This window comes from Pseudoblastomonas marina (genome assembly GCF_034374265.1).
Lineage (GTDB): Bacteria > Pseudomonadota > Alphaproteobacteria > Sphingomonadales > Sphingomonadaceae > Alteriqipengyuania_A > Alteriqipengyuania_A marina.
Genome location: NZ_CP139718.1, coordinates 569,690 through 584,897, shown reverse-complemented (window position 1 = coordinate 584,897; position 15,208 = coordinate 569,690). Strand labels below are relative to the sequence as shown.

The following is a 15,208-nucleotide window of genomic DNA, read 5'->3' as shown; positions in this document are numbered from 1 at the left end:
CGTGTCCGCCTGGGTGCGCCGCGCAACCGACATTCCATTTCCGATCCGGAGACAGACCGATGGCCAGCGCGCCGCAAAACAGCCTACCCCTGTTCTACAACGACCTCATGCCGCTCAACAGTCGCGACCACGCGAACTGGAAGGCCAAGGAAACCGATGCCCTGCCGTGGCTCGCCACCGCCAATGCGATCCCGCTGACCATCGACGAATTCCCGCTCGCCCAGCGCTATCTCCCGATCGTGTTTTCTTCGGGCGACAACCCGATCCCGCTCGGCCTGATGGGCCTCAACGAAGGCGTGAACGTCTATGTCGACAGCGACGGCCGCGTCACCGGCCCGACCTACGTTCCGGCCTATGTCCGCCGTTATCCGTTCATGCTCACCAAGCTGACGCCAGACGCGACCGACCTTTCGCTCTGCTTCGACCCGACTTCGGGCCTGATTGGTGAATTCGAGGAAGGCCATGCCCTGTTCGACGGCGACAAGCCGGCCGAAGCGGTCGAGCGCACGCTCAATTTCTGCGAGCAGTTCGACCAGGCCGCGCAGCGCACCAAGATGGCGATGGACGAATTCAAGAAGCACGACCTGATCATGGACGGCGAGGTCTCGATCGAACATAATCAGAGCGAACAGCCGTTCGTCTATCGCGGCTTCGGCATGATCAACGAGGAAAAACTGCGCGAGCTCGATGCCGAAACGGTCAAGCAGTTCAACCAGAACGGACTCCTCGCGCTGATGCATGCCCACCTGTTCTCGCTCAACATGACGCGCGAAATCTTCGGAATGCAGGTCCAGCAGGGCAAGGGCCCGGTCAGCCAGCAGGCCGCGACCGACGTCCAGGCCGATGCCCCGGCAGCCGCCGAAACGGCGAAGCCCAAAAAGAAGAAGAAGTAACTTCGTAATCGTTTCGCGAACGGGGCGGGCGGTCTTGAAACCGCCCGCCCCGTTTCTATTTGGGATTCAGCCCGCCGGTACTTCCCCCTCTTCACCGGTCGGGCGGATGCGCTTCTTCGCGCATCTCCTCCCTGAACCTGGCCATCCCGCACCCCCTCGCGGGATGGCCATTTTTTTGGTTGTTACTCGGCGGCCTCGCGCCGCGGCCCGCGCTCGCCCGCGCATTCGGCCACCGCCGAGGCGAGCGCTCGGACCAGTCCCGCGAGTCGCTCGACCAGCGAATCGCAGCCCGCTCCCGGCGCGTCGAGCGCCTCGTCGAGATAGAGGCTCCGATCGACCTCGAGCTGAATCGCATGGAGACCGCGCGCCGGTGCGCCGTGGCGTTCGAGCACATAGCCCCCGGCATAGGGCCGGTTGTGCGCGACCGGCACGCCTTCGCGCGCGAAATAAGCGAAGGCCGCCGCTGGTAGCGCGGCGTCGGACGACGCACCGAACCGATCGCCGATCACGTATTTCGCCGGCGCCCAGCTCCCGCTCGACCGCAGCGGCGGCATCGAATGCAGGTCCAGCAGCAGGGCCGCCCCCCACCTTTGGCGAATCGACAGCAACGCATCCCCGAGTGCCGCGTGATAGGGCCGATGGACCGTCTCCAGCCGGGCCTCAATTTCACCAGCTTCCATAGGCCTGCGCCAGATATCTCCCAATCCTTGGAGGCGGCGCGGGATCAGGCCCAGCCCGCTATGTGCGCGATGGCCGTGGCGCGAAACCCGGTTCAGGTCGGGCTTCGGTCCCGTCACCATGCCCCAATCGACGTCGCTTTCGGCACGGTTGAGGTCGATCATCGCGCGCGGTGTGCGGGCGACCAGCAGCGGTGCTCCGGTTTGCGCCGCGACGCGCTCGCCGATGAGGTCGATGTGACGGTCCTCGATCCGCTTCATGGTGAAGGCAGGATCGCGCATCGCGTCCCGCAGGGCGGCCGGATAATCGCGTCCGCCATGAGGCACCGCGATCAGCACCGGCACATTGGCGGTGGTGGCGTTTTCGAGCCGGAACGCCGTTTTTTCCGGCGGGGAATATTCGTCCTGCATCGACCAGTTACTGCCGTCCCAGCCGGGGACAGTCAAACTTCCGAAACCATGACACCGCTGGCTTTTCTTAAGACCATGTGTGTATGTGCGTCGCAATCCGGGGGACGATCTCGCCCGTGCAAAGGAAGTGAAATGCCCGATATCCGTATCCTGCTGGCCGAAGACGAAGAGGCGATGCGCGCCTATCTCCACCGGGCGCTCGAGAAAGCCGGCTACGAGGTGGTTTCGGTCGATCGGGGCACCGACGCGCTCCCGAAGCTTGAGGAAGAGCATTTCGACCTGCTGCTTTCGGATATCGTGATGCCCGAAATGGACGGCATCGAGTTGGCCCAGCGCGCCGCCGAGATCAGCCCGCGCACCAAGGTAATGTTCATCACCGGCTTCGCCGCGGTCACGCTGAAAGCGGCCAAGGAAGCGCCGCAGGCCAAGCTTTTGTCGAAGCCGTTCCACCTGCGCGACCTGGTGCTCGAAGTCGAACGCCTGTTCGAGAATTCGAAAAAGGCCAATGGCTGACGATTAGTCCCTTGCGGAAGCACGGGACGCTCGCTAAATGGCCGCCTCCCGCGACGAGCGGGACAGCTCGATAGTGTGGGCGTATAGCTCAGTGGTAGAGCACTGTGTTGACATCGCAGGGGTCGGAAGTTCAACTCTTCCTACGCCCACCATTCGAGAACGAGACCCCGCCCATGTGGCGGGGTTTTTCGTTCCGGCCGCCTATTTCCCCTTCCATTCGGGCTTGCGCTTCTCGGCGAAGGCCGCGGCACCTTCGCGCGCATCCTCGCTGATGAAGACCGGCGCGACATATTGCTGCTGCTTGGTCCACATCTCGTCGTCGGTCCACGTATGCGAATCGCGGATCACGCCCTTCGACGCGGCCAGCGCGAGCGGCCCGTTGGCAGCGATCTTTGCCGCGAGTTCCTTTGCCGCGTCGAGCGAAGGCCCTTCGCTCACCCGATTGATGAAACCGAGTTCGTATGCGCGTGCCGCGCTGATGAAATCGCCGGTCAGCGCGAGCTCCATCGCGATTCGCCACGGCATCTGGCGCGGGAGCCGGATCAGCCCCCCCGCCGCCGCTGCGAGACCGCGCTTGGCCTCGGGAATGCCGAACTGCGCCTTGTCGTTGGCAACGATCAGATCGCAGGACAACGCCAGTTCCATGCCACCCGCCAGCGCATAGCCGTCCACCGCCGCGATCAGCGGTTTCTTCGGGGTCCATTGGCTCAACCCGCCGAAGCCGCGATTCTCGACGAACGGCGATTCGCCCTTGAGGAAGCCCTTGAGATCCATCCCCGAGCAGAATGTGCCGCCCGCGCCGGTCAGAATGCCGACTGCGATTGCGTCGTCGGCCTCGAGATCGTCCATCGCTGCGCTGATCGATTCTGCCGCGCTCTTGTTCATCGCATTCTTGGCTTCGGGGCGGTTGATCGTCACCACCATCACGCCGTCGGATTTCTCGACCAGGACTTCTTCGCTCATTGCTTGCGCCTCTCGTGTTTTAATCGTTTGGTTAAGACGTTTGGCGATCCGTCCCGATTGTGTCCAGCCCCGCCCTGTCCGGCCGCTCTCCTTGCACCGCACACGCCCTCTGCTAAGAGGCGCGCAACACAAGCACCCTCCCGAACAGACAGGACAATCATGGCGAAGATCAAGGTAGCGAACCCGATCGTCGAACTCGACGGCGACGAGATGACGAAAATCATCTGGCAGTGGATCCGTGAGCGGCTGATCCAGCCCTATCTCGACGTCGAGCTCAAATATTACGACCTTTCGATCGAGAGCCGCGACGCGACCGACGACCAGATCACCGTCGATGCCGCCAACGCCATCAAGCAGTACGGCGTCGGCGTGAAATGCGCCACGATCACGCCCGACGAAGCCCGCGTCGAGGAGTTCGACCTCAAGAAGATGTGGGTCAGCCCCAACGGCACGATCCGCAACATCCTCGGCGGAGTGGTCTTCCGCGAGCCGATCGTGATCGACAACGTGCCGCGCCTGGTACCCGGCTGGACCGACCCGATCGTCGTCGGCCGCCACGCCTTCGGCGACCAGTACCGTGCCAAGGACACGCTGATCCCCGGCCCGGGCAAGCTGCGCCTCGTCTTCGACGGCGCAGACGGCGAGAAGATCGATATCGACGTGTTCGAGTTCGAAAGCTCGGGCGTCGCGATGGCGATGTACAATCTCGACGATTCGATCCGCGACTTCGCACGCGCTTCGATGAATTACGGCCTCGATCGCGGCTGGCCGGTCTACCTCTCAACCAAGAACACCATCCTCAAGAAGTATGACGGTCGCTTCAAGGACCTGTTCCAGCAGGTCTTCGACGAGGAATTCGCCGACAAGTTCGCCGAAGCCGGTATCACCTACGAACACCGCCTGATCGACGACATGGTCGCCGCGGCGATGAAGTGGAGCGGCAAATTCGTCTGGGCCTGCAAGAATTACGACGGCGACGTCCAGTCGGACACCGTGGCACAGGGCTTCGGCTCGCTCGGCCTTATGACCTCGGTGCTGATGACCCCCGACGGCAAGACGGTCGAAGCCGAAGCCGCGCACGGCACGGTGACGCGTCACTACCGCCAGCACCAGCAGGGCAAGGCGACCTCGACCAACCCGATCGCCAGCATTTTCGCTTGGACCCGCGGCCTGATGTATCGCGGCAAGTTCGACAATACGCCCGACGTCGTGAAGTTCGCCGAGACGCTCGAGCGGGTCTGCATCCAGACCGTCGAGAACGGCAACATGACCAAGGACCTCGCGCTGCTGATCGGCCCGGACCAGAACTGGATGACAACCGAACAGTTCTTCGAGGCGATCGTAAGCGGCCTCGAAGCCGAAATGGCGAACTGGGGCTGAAACCCAAACGCGGCTGGCACATTGAGCTAGCAAGGCTGGATCTCATCGGGGTCGGCTCGCGCCGGCCCCGATTTGCATTTGCGGCAGAGACAAGCGACGGGGACACATGGCCAAGCAACCGCAGAAGAAGCGCATCACCCGCCGCAAGGGCACCGAGAAGTTCGGACGGCGCCGGCTCGAGGTCCGCAACGCGATGATCAAGGACATCCGCGGCATCGCGGACCTCGTCCGACGCGTCTACGAGGACATGCCGGCCTACACTCACGGCGAGATCCGGGGGCAGATCAACAATTTCAGGGAGGGCTGCTTCGTCGCGCTGCTCGACGACGAAGTGGTCGGCTATTGCGCGACCATGCAGCTCGCCGAGGCGATCGCCTTCCAGCCGCACGATTGGGACGAGATTACCGGCAACGGCTATGGCAGCCGCCACGATCCGACCGGAGACTGGCTCTACGGCTACGAAATGTGTGTCGATCCCAAGGTACGCGGTGTGCGGATCGGGCGCCGGCTCTACGAGGAACGCCGCGCGCTGGCCGAGGATCGCGACCTGACCGGAATCGTCTTCGCCGGGCGGATGCCGCACTACCGCCGCAACCGCCGCAAGGTGGACGGACCGCAGGATTACTTGGAGCAGGTCCAGGCCGGAAAGCTCCACGATCCGGTACTGCGTTTCCAGCTCGCCAACGGGTTCGAGCCCGAGCGGGTGATGGAAAACTACCTGCCCGAGGACAAAGCGTCAGCCGCCAACGCCGTGATGATGGTGTGGCGCAACCCCTATGTCGAGCGCGATCAGCCGGTGAAGATGCGCCTGCCGCGCGGGGTCGAGGCAGTGCGCGTCGCGACTTGCCAGCTGCAGGCGCGCGCGGTGGCAGATTACGACGAGTTCCTGCGGGCGATCCGGTATTTCGTCGATGTCGCGAGCGATTACGAAAGCGACTTCATCGTTTTTCCCGAGCTCTTCACGCTGATGCTGCTCAGTTTCGAGGAAAAGGAACTCTCGCCTGTCGAGGCGATCGAGCGGCTCTCGGAATATACGCCACGCCTGCGCAGCGACATTTCCGATATGGCGATGCGCTACAACATCAACATCATCGCCGGTTCGCATCCCACGCGAATGGAAGACGGCGACATCCACAACATCGCCTATATCTGCCTGCGCGACGGTTCGGTCCACGTGCAGGAGAAGATCCATCCCACGCCCAACGAGCGCTATTGGTGGAACATCAAGGGCGGCGACAGCGTCGAGGTGATCCAGACCGATTGCGGTCCGATCGGGGTGCAGATCTGCTACGACAGCGAATTCCCCGAACTGACGCGCCGCCTCGCCGACGAGGGCGCGCGGATAATTTTCGTACCGTTCTGCACCGACAGCCGGCAGGGTTACCTGAGGGTGCGCTATTGCGCGCAAGCCCGCGCGATCGAGAACCAGTGCTACGTCGTCCTCTCGGGCAATGTCGGCAATCTGCCCAATGTCGCCAATATGGACATCCAGTATGCGCAGAGCTGCATCCTGACCCCCTGCGACTTCCCCTTCGCGCGCGACGGGATCGCGGCCGAGGCAACCGAGAACGTCGAGACGCTGACGATCAGCGACATCAACCTCGCCGACCTCAGCTGGGCACGCGCCGAAGGCACGGTGCGCAACCTCGCCGATCGCCGGTTCGATCTCTACCGCATCGAGTGGGACGAGGACGGCAAGCACCCGGGCAAGCCGCGCCCGCGCCGCGAGCCGCTCGGCCCGACCGGCCCGGGCGGGGGCTAACCCGGTATCGGCGCGTGACACGGCGCCGCGCCCTCGCCTAGAGACTCGTCATGGCCGAAGCCAATTTCGCCTCCCCTGCCCTGAACGACGCGCTGGTGATCCTCGGCGCGGCGGGGATCGTGATTCCGGTCTTCACCCGCTTCCGCATCACTCCGGTGATCGGGTTCATCCTCGTTGGCGTGCTGGTCGGCCCCTACGGGCTCGGCGCGCTCGCCTTCGATTACAAGTGGCTCGATTTCGTCACCATTTCGGATCCCGAGCGACTGGAGCCTTTCGCCGAGCTCGGCATCATCCTGCTGCTGTTTTCCATCGGTCTCGAATTGTCGTTTGGGCGACTATGGAGCCTGCGCAAGCTGGTCTTCGGACTTGGCTCGCTCGAACTGCTGATCGGCGGCGCGATCATGGCCGCTGCGCTGGCTATGATCGGCCAGTACTGGAGCGGCGCGATCGCGCTGGGCCTCGCGCTCGCGATGTCGTCGACCGCGCTGTGCCTGCCGATCGCGGGCACCAAGACGCCGGTGGGGCGTGCCGCGCTGTCGATGCTGCTGTTCGAAGATATCGCGCTCGTCCCGATCATCTTCCTGCTCGGCGTGCTCGGTCCTGCCGCGAGCGCCGAGGACGGTGCGTCGGTCGTCACGCTGCTGTGGCAGGGCGCGGCGGTCATCGCAGTCCTCATGATCGGGGGACGCTTCCTCCTGCCCAGACTGTTTGCCCAGGCCGCGCGGACCAAGCAGCCCGAGAACTTCCTTGCCGCTACTTTGCTGGTGGTGATCGCCGCGGCGCTCGCGACGGCCGCAGTAGGTCTGTCGCCGATCGTCGGCGCACTGATCGCGGGCATCCTGATCGCCGAAACCGAATATCATGGCGAGGTCGAAACCATCACCGAACCCTTCAAGGGGCTCGCGCTCGGAATCTTTATCCTCACCATTGGAATGAGCATCGATTTGCGCGTGATCGGCGAGATCATCGGGGAAGTCCTGCTCGCGGTCGTGCTGGTGCTCGTCTTCAAGGCCATTCTAACCGGGCTCCTGTTGCGCTCGATGGGCGCGCGCCGAGGTACCGCGGCCGAGACCGGGATCCTGATGGCGAGCCCGTCGGAAACCACGCTGATCGTGCTCGCCGCGGCGACCAGCGCGCAATTGATCCAGCCCGGTACCGCGCAGTTCTGGCAGATCGTCTGCGCGATCGGGCTCACCGTTACGCCATTGCTCGCGCGGCTCGGCCGCTTGGTCGCACGCCGGATCGAGGTCCCCGAATCGCTCGACCGGCTTCCCGGCGAGGTCGATCACGCCGTTCCGCGGACGATCATTGTCGGCTTCGGTCGCGTCGGCCGGCTCGTAGCGGACATGCTCACCTCGCACGACCAGTCCTATGTCGCGATCGACGCCGATGCCGATCTGATCGCCTATTACCGCAAGCAGGGTTACGATGCGGTGTTCGCCGATGCGATCCGCGGCGATGCGCTCGACCGGCTCGGCATCGAAACCGCGCCGGCTGTCATCCTGACCATGGACGAACCGGTGCTCGCGCAGCGCATGGTGAAGAAGCTGCGCAAGGCGCATCCCGACCTCCCCATCATCGCCCGCGCGCGCGACGAGGAGCACTCGATCGCGCTCTACAAGGCGGGCGCGAGCCACGCCGTGCCCGAAACTCTCGAAAGCTCGCTGCAATTGTCCGAAGCGGTGCTGGTCGATCTCGGAGTCGCGATGGGTCCGGTGATCGCCTCGATTCACGAAAAGCGCGACGAACTGCGCGAGCAGATCATGCGCGAGGGCGAACTGGAAACAAAACCGCGCCTGCGCTCGAGCAGCCTAAGGGGTAGCTAGGATTCGGACCTTATCTCCGCCCCACCCGTTGGTGGGAAAAGGAGAGAATTCATGTCCAACCCCGATAAAGACCCGACCAAGCCGACCCCGAACGACGAGAAGTTCAAGCCGCAGAACGTGGCTGATCCGCAGTCGACGGTAGAGCCGCCCAGCCGTGATGCCGACAAACCAGCCAACAGCGACGGCAAGGATATTCCGGCCGGTTCGCAGGCCGACATTGCCGGCAAGAGCCGTAATCGCGTCTGAGGATTAGCCGGCGAGTGCCTGGCGCACCGCATCGAGCGCTGCGTCGGCCTTGCCGCCATCGGGGCCGCCGCCCTGCGCCATGTCGGGGCGACCGCCACCACCCTTCCCGCCAAGCGCTTCGACGCCCGCGCGCACGAGCGCGACGGCGTCGAACCGAGCGGTGAGATCGTCGGTCACGGCGACGGCGAATGCCGCCCGACCGTCATTGACCGCGACCACAGCCGCGACTCCAGATCCGACCCGCGCCTTTTCACCATCGAGTAGAGGCCGCAATTCCTTCGGATCGAGCCCCTCGATCACCTTACCGCTGAAAGTCACGTCGCCGATCGTCTCGTCGGCGGGCGCCTCGGCCTGACCGCCGCCCCCGGCGAGTGCGAGTTCGCGCTTGGCATCGGCGAGCTCGCGTTCGAGCGCCTTGCGCTCACTGACCAGTACGGCGACCCGCGCTTCAACCTCTTCCGGATTCGTCTTGAGCGTTCCGGCAACCGCTTTCAGCGCCTCCTCGCGCGCGACCAGCCACTTCCTGGCGGCCTCGCCAGTCAGCGCCTCGATCCGGCGCACGCCAGAGCTGACTGCAGATTCGGACACGATCCGGAACAGGCCGATATCGCCCATCGCGTCGACATGGGTACCGCCGCACAGCTCGACCGAATAATTGCGTCCCGAGCCCTGCCAGTCGGAACGCCCCATCGACAGAACGCGCACCTCGTCGCCGTATTTCTCGCCGAACAGGGCCAATGCACCCGCCTCGACCGCGTCGTCGGGGCTCATCAGCCGCGTGCCGACCTTCTCGTTGTGCCGGATCTCGGCGTTCACCTCGGCCTCGATGTCGGAGATTTCCTCATCCGACAGCGGCTTGGGATGCGAGAAATCGAACCGCAGCCGATCCGCCGCGACCAGCGAGCCCTTCTGCGTGACGTGCTCGCCGAGCCGGTTGCGCAGCGCGGCATGGACGAGATGCGTGGCCGAATGATTGGCCTTGATCGCTTCGCGTCGCTCGGCGTCGACATCGAGATGGACTTCGTCGCCGACCGCGACCTTGCCGACGCGGATCGTCGCATGGTGCGCGTGGAGACGACCGAGCGGTTTGGTCGTCGTCGAAATTTCGGCTTTGAGACCATCGGCCGAGGTGATCGAACCGGCATCGCCGGTCTGACCGCCGCTTTCGCCGTAGAACGGGGTCTGGTTGGTGAGGATGACGACCTCTTCGCCCTCGTCTGCCTGTCTTACCTCTGCGCCGTCCTTGATGATCGCGACGACCCGGCCCTCACCTACGGTCGCATTGTAGCCGGTGAACTCGGTGCCGCCCTCGCGCTCGGCGATGTCGAACCAGACTTCGCTGTCGGCAGCCTGGCCCGAGCCTTTCCATGCCGCGCGCGCCGCTTCCTTCTGCTGCGCCATCGCGGCATCGAAGGCTGCGCGATCGACCCCGATGTCGCGGCTGCGGAGTGCGTCTTCGGTCAAATCGTATGGGAAGCCGTAAGTGTCATACAGCTTGAACGCGGTCTCGCCCGGCAGTTCGTCACCCTCGCCCAGATCACCGGTCGCCTCGTCGAGCAGCTTGAGGCCCTTGTCGAGCGTCCGCCGGAACTGCGTTTCCTCGCGCTCGAGCGTCTCTGCGATCAGCGCCTGCGCGCGGGTCAGTTCGGGATAGGCCTGGCCCATTTCGGTGACGAGCGCGGGGAGCAGACGGTGCATCAGCGGATCGTTCGCGCCAAGCAGGTGCGCATGGCGCATCGCGCGGCGCATGATCCGGCGCAGCACGTAACCGCGCCCCTCGTTCGAGGGCAGCACGCCGTCGGCGATCAGGAAGCTGGTCGAGCGGAGGTGATCTGCGATGACACGATGGCTTGCCTGACGTTCGCCCTCGGCCGCAACGCCGGTGAGGCTTTCGGACGCTCCGATCAGCGCCTTGAACGTGTCGGTATCGTAATTGTCGTGCACGCCCTGCATCACTGCGGCGATGCGTTCGATCCCCATGCCGGTATCGATCGAGGGGCTCGGCAAAGCACCGTCGATCTCGCCGCCCGACTGGACGAACTGCATGAAGACGAGGTTCCAGATCTCGACGAAGCGGTCACCGTCCTCCTCCGGCGATCCCGGCGGGCCACCGGCGATGTGATCGCCGTGGTCCCAGAAAATTTCCGAGCACGGGCCGCACGGGCCATCATCGCCCATCGCCCAGAAATTGTCCTTGGTCGCAATGTCGATGATGCGCTCATCGGGCAGGCCGGCGATCTTCTTCCACAGCGCGCGCGCCTCGTCGTCGGTGTGATAGACGGTAACCGTGAGGCGGTCCTTGGCGAGTCCCCATTCGCTGGTCAGCAGGGTCCAGGCATGCTCGATCGCCTGTTCCTTGAAATAGTCGCCGAACGAGAAATTGCCGAGCATCTCGAAGAAGGTATGGTGCCGAGCGGTATAGCCGACATTGTCGAGGTCGTTGTGCTTGCCGCCGGCGCGAACGCATTTCTGCGCGCTGGTGGCGCGCGGTGCAGGCGGGGTCTCGAGCCCGGTGAACACGTTCTTGAACGGCACCATGCCCGCATTGACGAACATCAGCGTCGGGTCGTTGTGCGGGACGAGTGGCGAGGACGGCCGCACGGCGTGATCGGCGGCGGCGAAATAGTCGAGGAAGGACTGCCGGATGTCGTTGGTCGATTGCATGCGAGTCCGATTAGGGGGAGAGCGCCGCAGCGACAAGCGGCTTGCGCCCCCTGCCCCCATCGGGATCTTCGCCCCGCCTGGGGTCAGGCTCGCGCGGTGACGATCCAGGCCGCCGCGGGCAAGGCGATCAGATCGCCATGAAGCCTCCGCGACAGCCAGTCGCGCAGCCGCAACAGCGCCGCTTCGCGCTCGCTGCCTTCGCGCTCGGCGATGGCCCGGGCGCCCGGACCGATGCGGGTGAAGAATTCGACCGCCTCGTCGAGCGCTTCGGGACCGCTCCCGCCGATGAAGGCGAAGTCCACCGCACGATGGGTCACGTCGTCCCATCCGGCCTGTTCGAGCAGCGCACGAACCGCCTCGGCATCGGCAAAGGCAAAGGGGCCCGGCTCGTCGATCGCGGCCGATTGCGGGCGATCGAACATTTCCGCCACCTCATTCGCCCATGGATTGAGCTCGGGTGCACGGAAGCAGGAGAAACAAAGCTGAGCGCCCGGCTGGGCGCCCTCGCGCAGGTTGACGAACGCGGCCGCCGGATCTGCGAAGAACATCACCCCGTGGCGCGAAACGAGCAGATCGGGATCGAAATCGCCCGCCCGCCAGACCTGCGCATCGGCAACCGTGAATTCGAGATTGTCGCGGTTGGCCGCCCGCTCGCGCGCCACCGCAATCAGGTCGGCCGAGATATCGAGGCCGATCACCTTGGCCGAAGGACGTTCGCGGGCCAGAGCGAGCGACAGCTCCCCCGCACCGCACCCGATATCGACGATACGGCGGCCACCGAGCGGGCGGATCGCATCGAGCAATTGCCCCGTCAGCCCGGACAGTGCCCGATCGGTGAGACGGTGGTTCTCCGCCCAGCTCGCGCCGACGCGGCCGGTCCAGTCTGCATTGCTCGTCATGGGTCGAACCTAGACGGACGATGACACGACGCAAGCCGCGCGGTTGAAAACCAAACGAAAACGGCCGGCGCTCCTCGGAAGAGCGCCGGCCGTTCGAAAGGATAGTAAGGTATTATTCGCCGTCGTCGGCGTCGGGACCGGTCATCATTTCCTCGGCCACCTCGTCTTCCTTGCCGCGGATCGCCGCCTCGAGCTTGGCGCAGACCTCGGGATTTTCCTTGAGGAAGTCCTTGGCGTTCTCGCGGCCCTGGCCGATGCGCACGCTGTCATAAGAGAACCAGGCGCCCGATTTCTCGACGATGCCGGCCTTGACCCCGAGATCGAGGATCTCGCCGATCTTGGAAATTCCCTCGCCATACATGATGTCGAATTCGACCTGCTTGAACGGCGGGGCAACCTTGTTCTTGACCACCTTCACCCGGGTCGAGTTGCCGACGACTTCGTCACGCTGCTTGATCTGGCCGGTGCGGCGGATGTCGAGCCGGACCGAGGCGTAGAACTTGAGCGCATTGCCGCCGGTGGTGGTCTCCGGATTGCCGTACATCACGCCGATCTTCATGCGCAGCTGGTTGATGAAGATCACCATGCACTTGGAGCGGTTGATCGAACCGGTGAGCTTGCGCAGGCTCTGCGACATCAGGCGGGCCTGGAGGCCGACATGGCTGTCGCCCATCTCGCCCTCGATCTCGGCGCGCGGCACCAGCGCGGCCACCGAGTCGACCACCAGCACGTCGACCGCGTTCGAGCGCACCAGCGTATCGGTGATTTCGAGCGCCTGCTCACCGGTATCGGGCTGCGAGACGATCAACTCGTCGATATCGACGCCCAGCTTCTTGGCATAGACCGGATCGAGCGCGTGTTCGGCATCGACGAAGGCTGCGGTGCCACCATTCTTCTGCGCTTCGGCGATGACATGCAGCGCCAGCGTCGTCTTCCCCGAGCTTTCCGGACCGTAGACCTCGATCACGCGGCCCTTGGGCAGGCCGCCGATGCCGAGCGCGATATCGAGGCCGAGCGAACCGGTGGAAATCGATTCGACGTTCATCGCCTCGCGCGAGCCGAGCTTCATCGCCGACCCCTTGCCGAAGGCGCGATCGATCTGCGCGAGTGCGGCGTCCAGCGCCTTTTGACGGTCCACGTTGCTATCCTTGTCCACGAGCTTCAAATTCGTACCTGCCATGACATGGTCTCCGTCGGTTCGCTAGGGTCGGTATCAACTCTTCAACGGGAGCCTGTGTACGCAGTTTGTTCCAAAAGAACAAGTGTGGAACAGAAATTTTCCTATCCGACCGGAAAGCCGGGCTTCCGCAGCGTCCCTGGAACAAGCAGTTGGGTCAGTCTGCGACCGGCCGTACCCGCCAGTCGACCTCGCGCGATCCGTTGGCCGGAACCGATATCTCGACGACTCGCTGGCCGTCGTCCAACACGGTCTCGATCCCTTCGAAACGCCACTGTGACGGCCAGCCGAGGCGGACGCGCACGGTAGCCGGAAAGGGATTCGCGTTCGTGAGCGTGGCGCGCATCTGGGTCCCGCGCGGCCCGCCCTTGCGCGGATCCGCGCCGCCGGTCCCGTGGCACTGGCCGAACACCTGCGCGCTGTCGCCGATCGTCAGTTCGACGTCCTGTCCCACGGCGTAGTCGCGCAGATTGCGGTCGGCGACGAGCAGTTCGCCGCGCGGACCGCGTTCGAAGATCGCGACCGTCCCGGTCGGCAAGGCGACGCCAAGTCCGCTGCCCTTTTCGTTCTCGGTCTCGAGCAGGATGCGCGCACCCTCGGGCGGACGTTCGCTCCATTGCCAGGGCCCGCAATCGAACTCGTAGGCGAGGCGTCCCTTGACGCCTTCTTCGCGCAGGAATGCGATCTGCTTGAGGCTTTGCGCCTTCACATCGACCGCGAACGGCACGCGGTAAAGCTTCAGGTCACCGAGATTTTCCTCGGCGGCCATGGGTGGCGGGGGTGGAGGTGGTGGCGGCGGCGCCATCGGTGGTGGAGGTGGAGGCGGCGGCGCGGCCTCGGCAAAGCGCGCGCCGGTGACAGTGATCATTCGATCGTCGTAGTAATCATCGTAGCGTGGGATCGGCGAACCCGTTGCCGTGCTGCCGATCGGATAGCATTCGAGACGCAGCGGGGTGGCGCGCGGCGGCGATGCCAGACGCTGGAAATCGCTGACGACATTCAGCCTGCCCGCAACCGCCATCAGGTCTGCACCGTCGAAGCTTTGGCCGTTATCGTTGAGGATCGTCAGCCAGCTGGTGAGATCGAAACTGACCGCGTCCTGGTCGCCGCCTTCGTCGAGGGTCGCGACATAGCTCGCTTCCCAGTCGAAGCCCCAGGAAAGGTAGGACAGCGTGACCGTGTAGGTCCCGCCGCGATCGTCGTGCGTGTCGATCGAAAAGATCGGCCGCGCCGAGAGCCCGTCGGGTACGCGATCGAAGGTGAGTTTCTCAGGCAGGCCCGAACAGCGCACCGCCTCGAACCCGTCCCCGGTCTCGAGGACGAGCCCGCCATCGGCGCGGGTGCGGACGATCGCGTCCTCGCTGCGCACCTCACCGCTCGCCGGATCGGTGCGCGTGATGGTGACGCGATTGCCAAGCGTGCCGTCGACCAGCGCGCCCGGGCTCAGCAGGTCGGCATTGCGGTTCTTCTCGATCGTTCCGCCGGGCAGGCCGGTAACGATCGCCGAAACCGCGACCATACCTTCGGCAACGCCCTCGAAGCGGATGCGAGATTCGCCGGGCGGCAGCGTGACGGTGCGCGTCTCCGAGATCATCGCGAAGCCGCGTGGGAGCTGCCGATCGAGCTGCTGGCCCAACTGGCGGTTGGGATCGCGATAGACCGTGACATCGATTTCGTTCGGCTCGGACGCATCGACGATCGCGCGATCCTGCGCGTGCACCGGCGCACCGGCGACGAGAACCGCCGTTATCGCCCCGAGGCTGGTTTTTCGAAGCAAGAGGCGCATCGCCCTGCCCC

At 64.6% G+C, this 15,208-nt stretch carries 12 protein-coding genes and 1 tRNA gene; 7 read left to right on the top strand and 6 right to left on the bottom strand.

From position 1 onward, the window contains the following. Positions 1–59 precede the first annotated feature (59 nt). Entirely contained in the window at positions 60–893 is an 834-nt protein-coding gene (locus tag T8S45_RS02785; protein ID WP_188641525.1) for a SapC family protein, read from the top strand. 182 nt (positions 894–1,075) lie between these two features. Here T8S45_RS02785 and T8S45_RS02780 read toward each other — a convergent pair whose 3' ends face one another. Continuing rightward, positions 1,076–2,017, bottom strand: a complete 942-nt coding sequence (locus tag T8S45_RS02780) for an N-formylglutamate amidohydrolase (RefSeq protein ID WP_322294591.1) — start codon at positions 2,015–2,017, stop codon at positions 1,076–1,078. Positions 2,018–2,113: 96 nt separating this feature from the next. Between T8S45_RS02780 and cpdR the strand changes: the two genes are divergently transcribed. Continuing rightward, positions 2,114–2,494, top strand: a complete 381-nt coding sequence (gene cpdR, locus T8S45_RS02775; RefSeq protein ID WP_188641523.1) for a cell cycle two-component system response regulator CpdR — start codon at positions 2,114–2,116, stop codon at positions 2,492–2,494. 77 nt (positions 2,495–2,571) lie between these two features. Then, positions 2,572–2,646 (top strand) — tRNA-Val (locus tag T8S45_RS02770). A gap of 49 nt (positions 2,647–2,695) precedes the next feature. Here T8S45_RS02770 and T8S45_RS02765 read toward each other — a convergent pair. Beyond that, positions 2,696–3,457 carry a crotonase/enoyl-CoA hydratase family protein gene (locus tag T8S45_RS02765; RefSeq protein WP_322294590.1) on the bottom strand — a complete coding sequence of 254 codons (762 nt, stop codon included), beginning with the start codon at positions 3,455–3,457 and terminating at the stop codon, positions 2,696–2,698. Between the two features lie 159 nt (positions 3,458–3,616). Here T8S45_RS02765 and T8S45_RS02760 point away from each other — a divergent pair, with 159 nt between their 5' ends. The 4 genes from T8S45_RS02760 to T8S45_RS02745 all read left to right on the top strand — a co-directional run bounded on the left by T8S45_RS02760 (position 3,617) and on the right by T8S45_RS02745 (position 8,671). Continuing rightward, positions 3,617–4,837 (top strand): NADP-dependent isocitrate dehydrogenase, encoded by a 1,221-nt coding sequence (locus T8S45_RS02760; protein WP_322294589.1) that lies wholly within the window; start codon positions 3,617–3,619, stop codon positions 4,835–4,837. Positions 4,838–4,943: 106 nt separating this feature from the next. Further along, positions 4,944–6,599 (top strand): bifunctional GNAT family N-acetyltransferase/carbon-nitrogen hydrolase family protein, encoded by a 1,656-nt coding sequence (locus T8S45_RS02755; RefSeq protein WP_188641520.1) that lies wholly within the window; start codon positions 4,944–4,946, stop codon positions 6,597–6,599. A 50-nt stretch (positions 6,600–6,649) separates the two neighbouring features. Continuing rightward, on the top strand, positions 6,650–8,425 hold the full coding sequence (locus tag T8S45_RS02750; RefSeq protein WP_188641519.1) for a cation:proton antiporter domain-containing protein: 1,776 nt from the start codon (positions 6,650–6,652) through the stop codon (positions 8,423–8,425). Positions 8,426–8,476: 51 nt separating this feature from the next. Continuing rightward, positions 8,477–8,671, top strand: a complete 195-nt coding sequence (locus T8S45_RS02745; RefSeq protein ID WP_322294588.1) for a hypothetical protein — start codon at positions 8,477–8,479, stop codon at positions 8,669–8,671. A gap of 3 nt (positions 8,672–8,674) precedes the next feature. Here T8S45_RS02745 and alaS read toward each other — a convergent pair whose 3' ends face one another. The 4 genes from alaS to T8S45_RS02725 all read right to left on the bottom strand — a co-directional run bounded on the left by alaS (position 8,675) and on the right by T8S45_RS02725 (position 15,197). Continuing rightward, positions 8,675–11,335: an alanine--tRNA ligase gene (gene alaS / locus T8S45_RS02740; RefSeq protein WP_322294587.1), complete on the bottom strand. Its 2,661-nt coding sequence runs from the start codon at positions 11,333–11,335 to the stop codon at positions 8,675–8,677. A gap of 83 nt (positions 11,336–11,418) precedes the next feature. Further along, positions 11,419–12,234 carry a class I SAM-dependent methyltransferase gene (locus T8S45_RS02735; RefSeq protein ID WP_322294586.1) on the bottom strand — a complete coding sequence of 272 codons (816 nt, stop codon included), beginning with the start codon at positions 12,232–12,234 and terminating at the stop codon, positions 11,419–11,421. 112 nt (positions 12,235–12,346) lie between these two features. Beyond that, on the bottom strand, positions 12,347–13,414 hold the full coding sequence (recA, locus tag T8S45_RS02730) for a recombinase RecA (RefSeq protein WP_322294585.1): 1,068 nt from the start codon (positions 13,412–13,414) through the stop codon (positions 12,347–12,349). Positions 13,415–13,568: 154 nt separating this feature from the next. Then, entirely contained in the window at positions 13,569–15,197 is a 1,629-nt protein-coding gene (locus tag T8S45_RS02725; RefSeq protein WP_322294584.1) for a DUF4139 domain-containing protein, read from the bottom strand. Positions 15,198–15,208: the final 11 nt, after the last annotated feature.

Coding starts and splice junctions, on each gene's coding strand:
- cpdR (WP_188641523.1), top strand. CDS start 2,114: ATGCCCGATATCCGTATCCTGCTGGCCGAAGACGAAGAGGCGATGCGC.
- alaS (WP_322294587.1), bottom strand. CDS start 11,335: ATGCAATCGACCAACGACATCCGGCAGTCCTTCCTCGACTATTTCGCC.
- T8S45_RS02745 (WP_322294588.1), top strand. CDS start 8,477: ATGTCCAACCCCGATAAAGACCCGACCAAGCCGACCCCGAACGACGAG.
- T8S45_RS02735 (WP_322294586.1), bottom strand. CDS start 12,234: ATGACGAGCAATGCAGACTGGACCGGCCGCGTCGGCGCGAGCTGGGCG.
- T8S45_RS02785 (WP_188641525.1), top strand. CDS start 60: ATGGCCAGCGCGCCGCAAAACAGCCTACCCCTGTTCTACAACGACCTC.
- T8S45_RS02725 (WP_322294584.1), bottom strand. CDS start 15,197: ATGCGCCTCTTGCTTCGAAAAACCAGCCTCGGGGCGATAACGGCGGTT.
- T8S45_RS02765 (WP_322294590.1), bottom strand. CDS start 3,457: ATGAGCGAAGAAGTCCTGGTCGAGAAATCCGACGGCGTGATGGTGGTG.
- T8S45_RS02755 (WP_188641520.1), top strand. CDS start 4,944: ATGGCCAAGCAACCGCAGAAGAAGCGCATCACCCGCCGCAAGGGCACC.
- recA (WP_322294585.1), bottom strand. CDS start 13,414: ATGGCAGGTACGAATTTGAAGCTCGTGGACAAGGATAGCAACGTGGAC.
- T8S45_RS02760 (WP_322294589.1), top strand. CDS start 3,617: ATGGCGAAGATCAAGGTAGCGAACCCGATCGTCGAACTCGACGGCGAC.
- T8S45_RS02750 (WP_188641519.1), top strand. CDS start 6,650: ATGGCCGAAGCCAATTTCGCCTCCCCTGCCCTGAACGACGCGCTGGTG.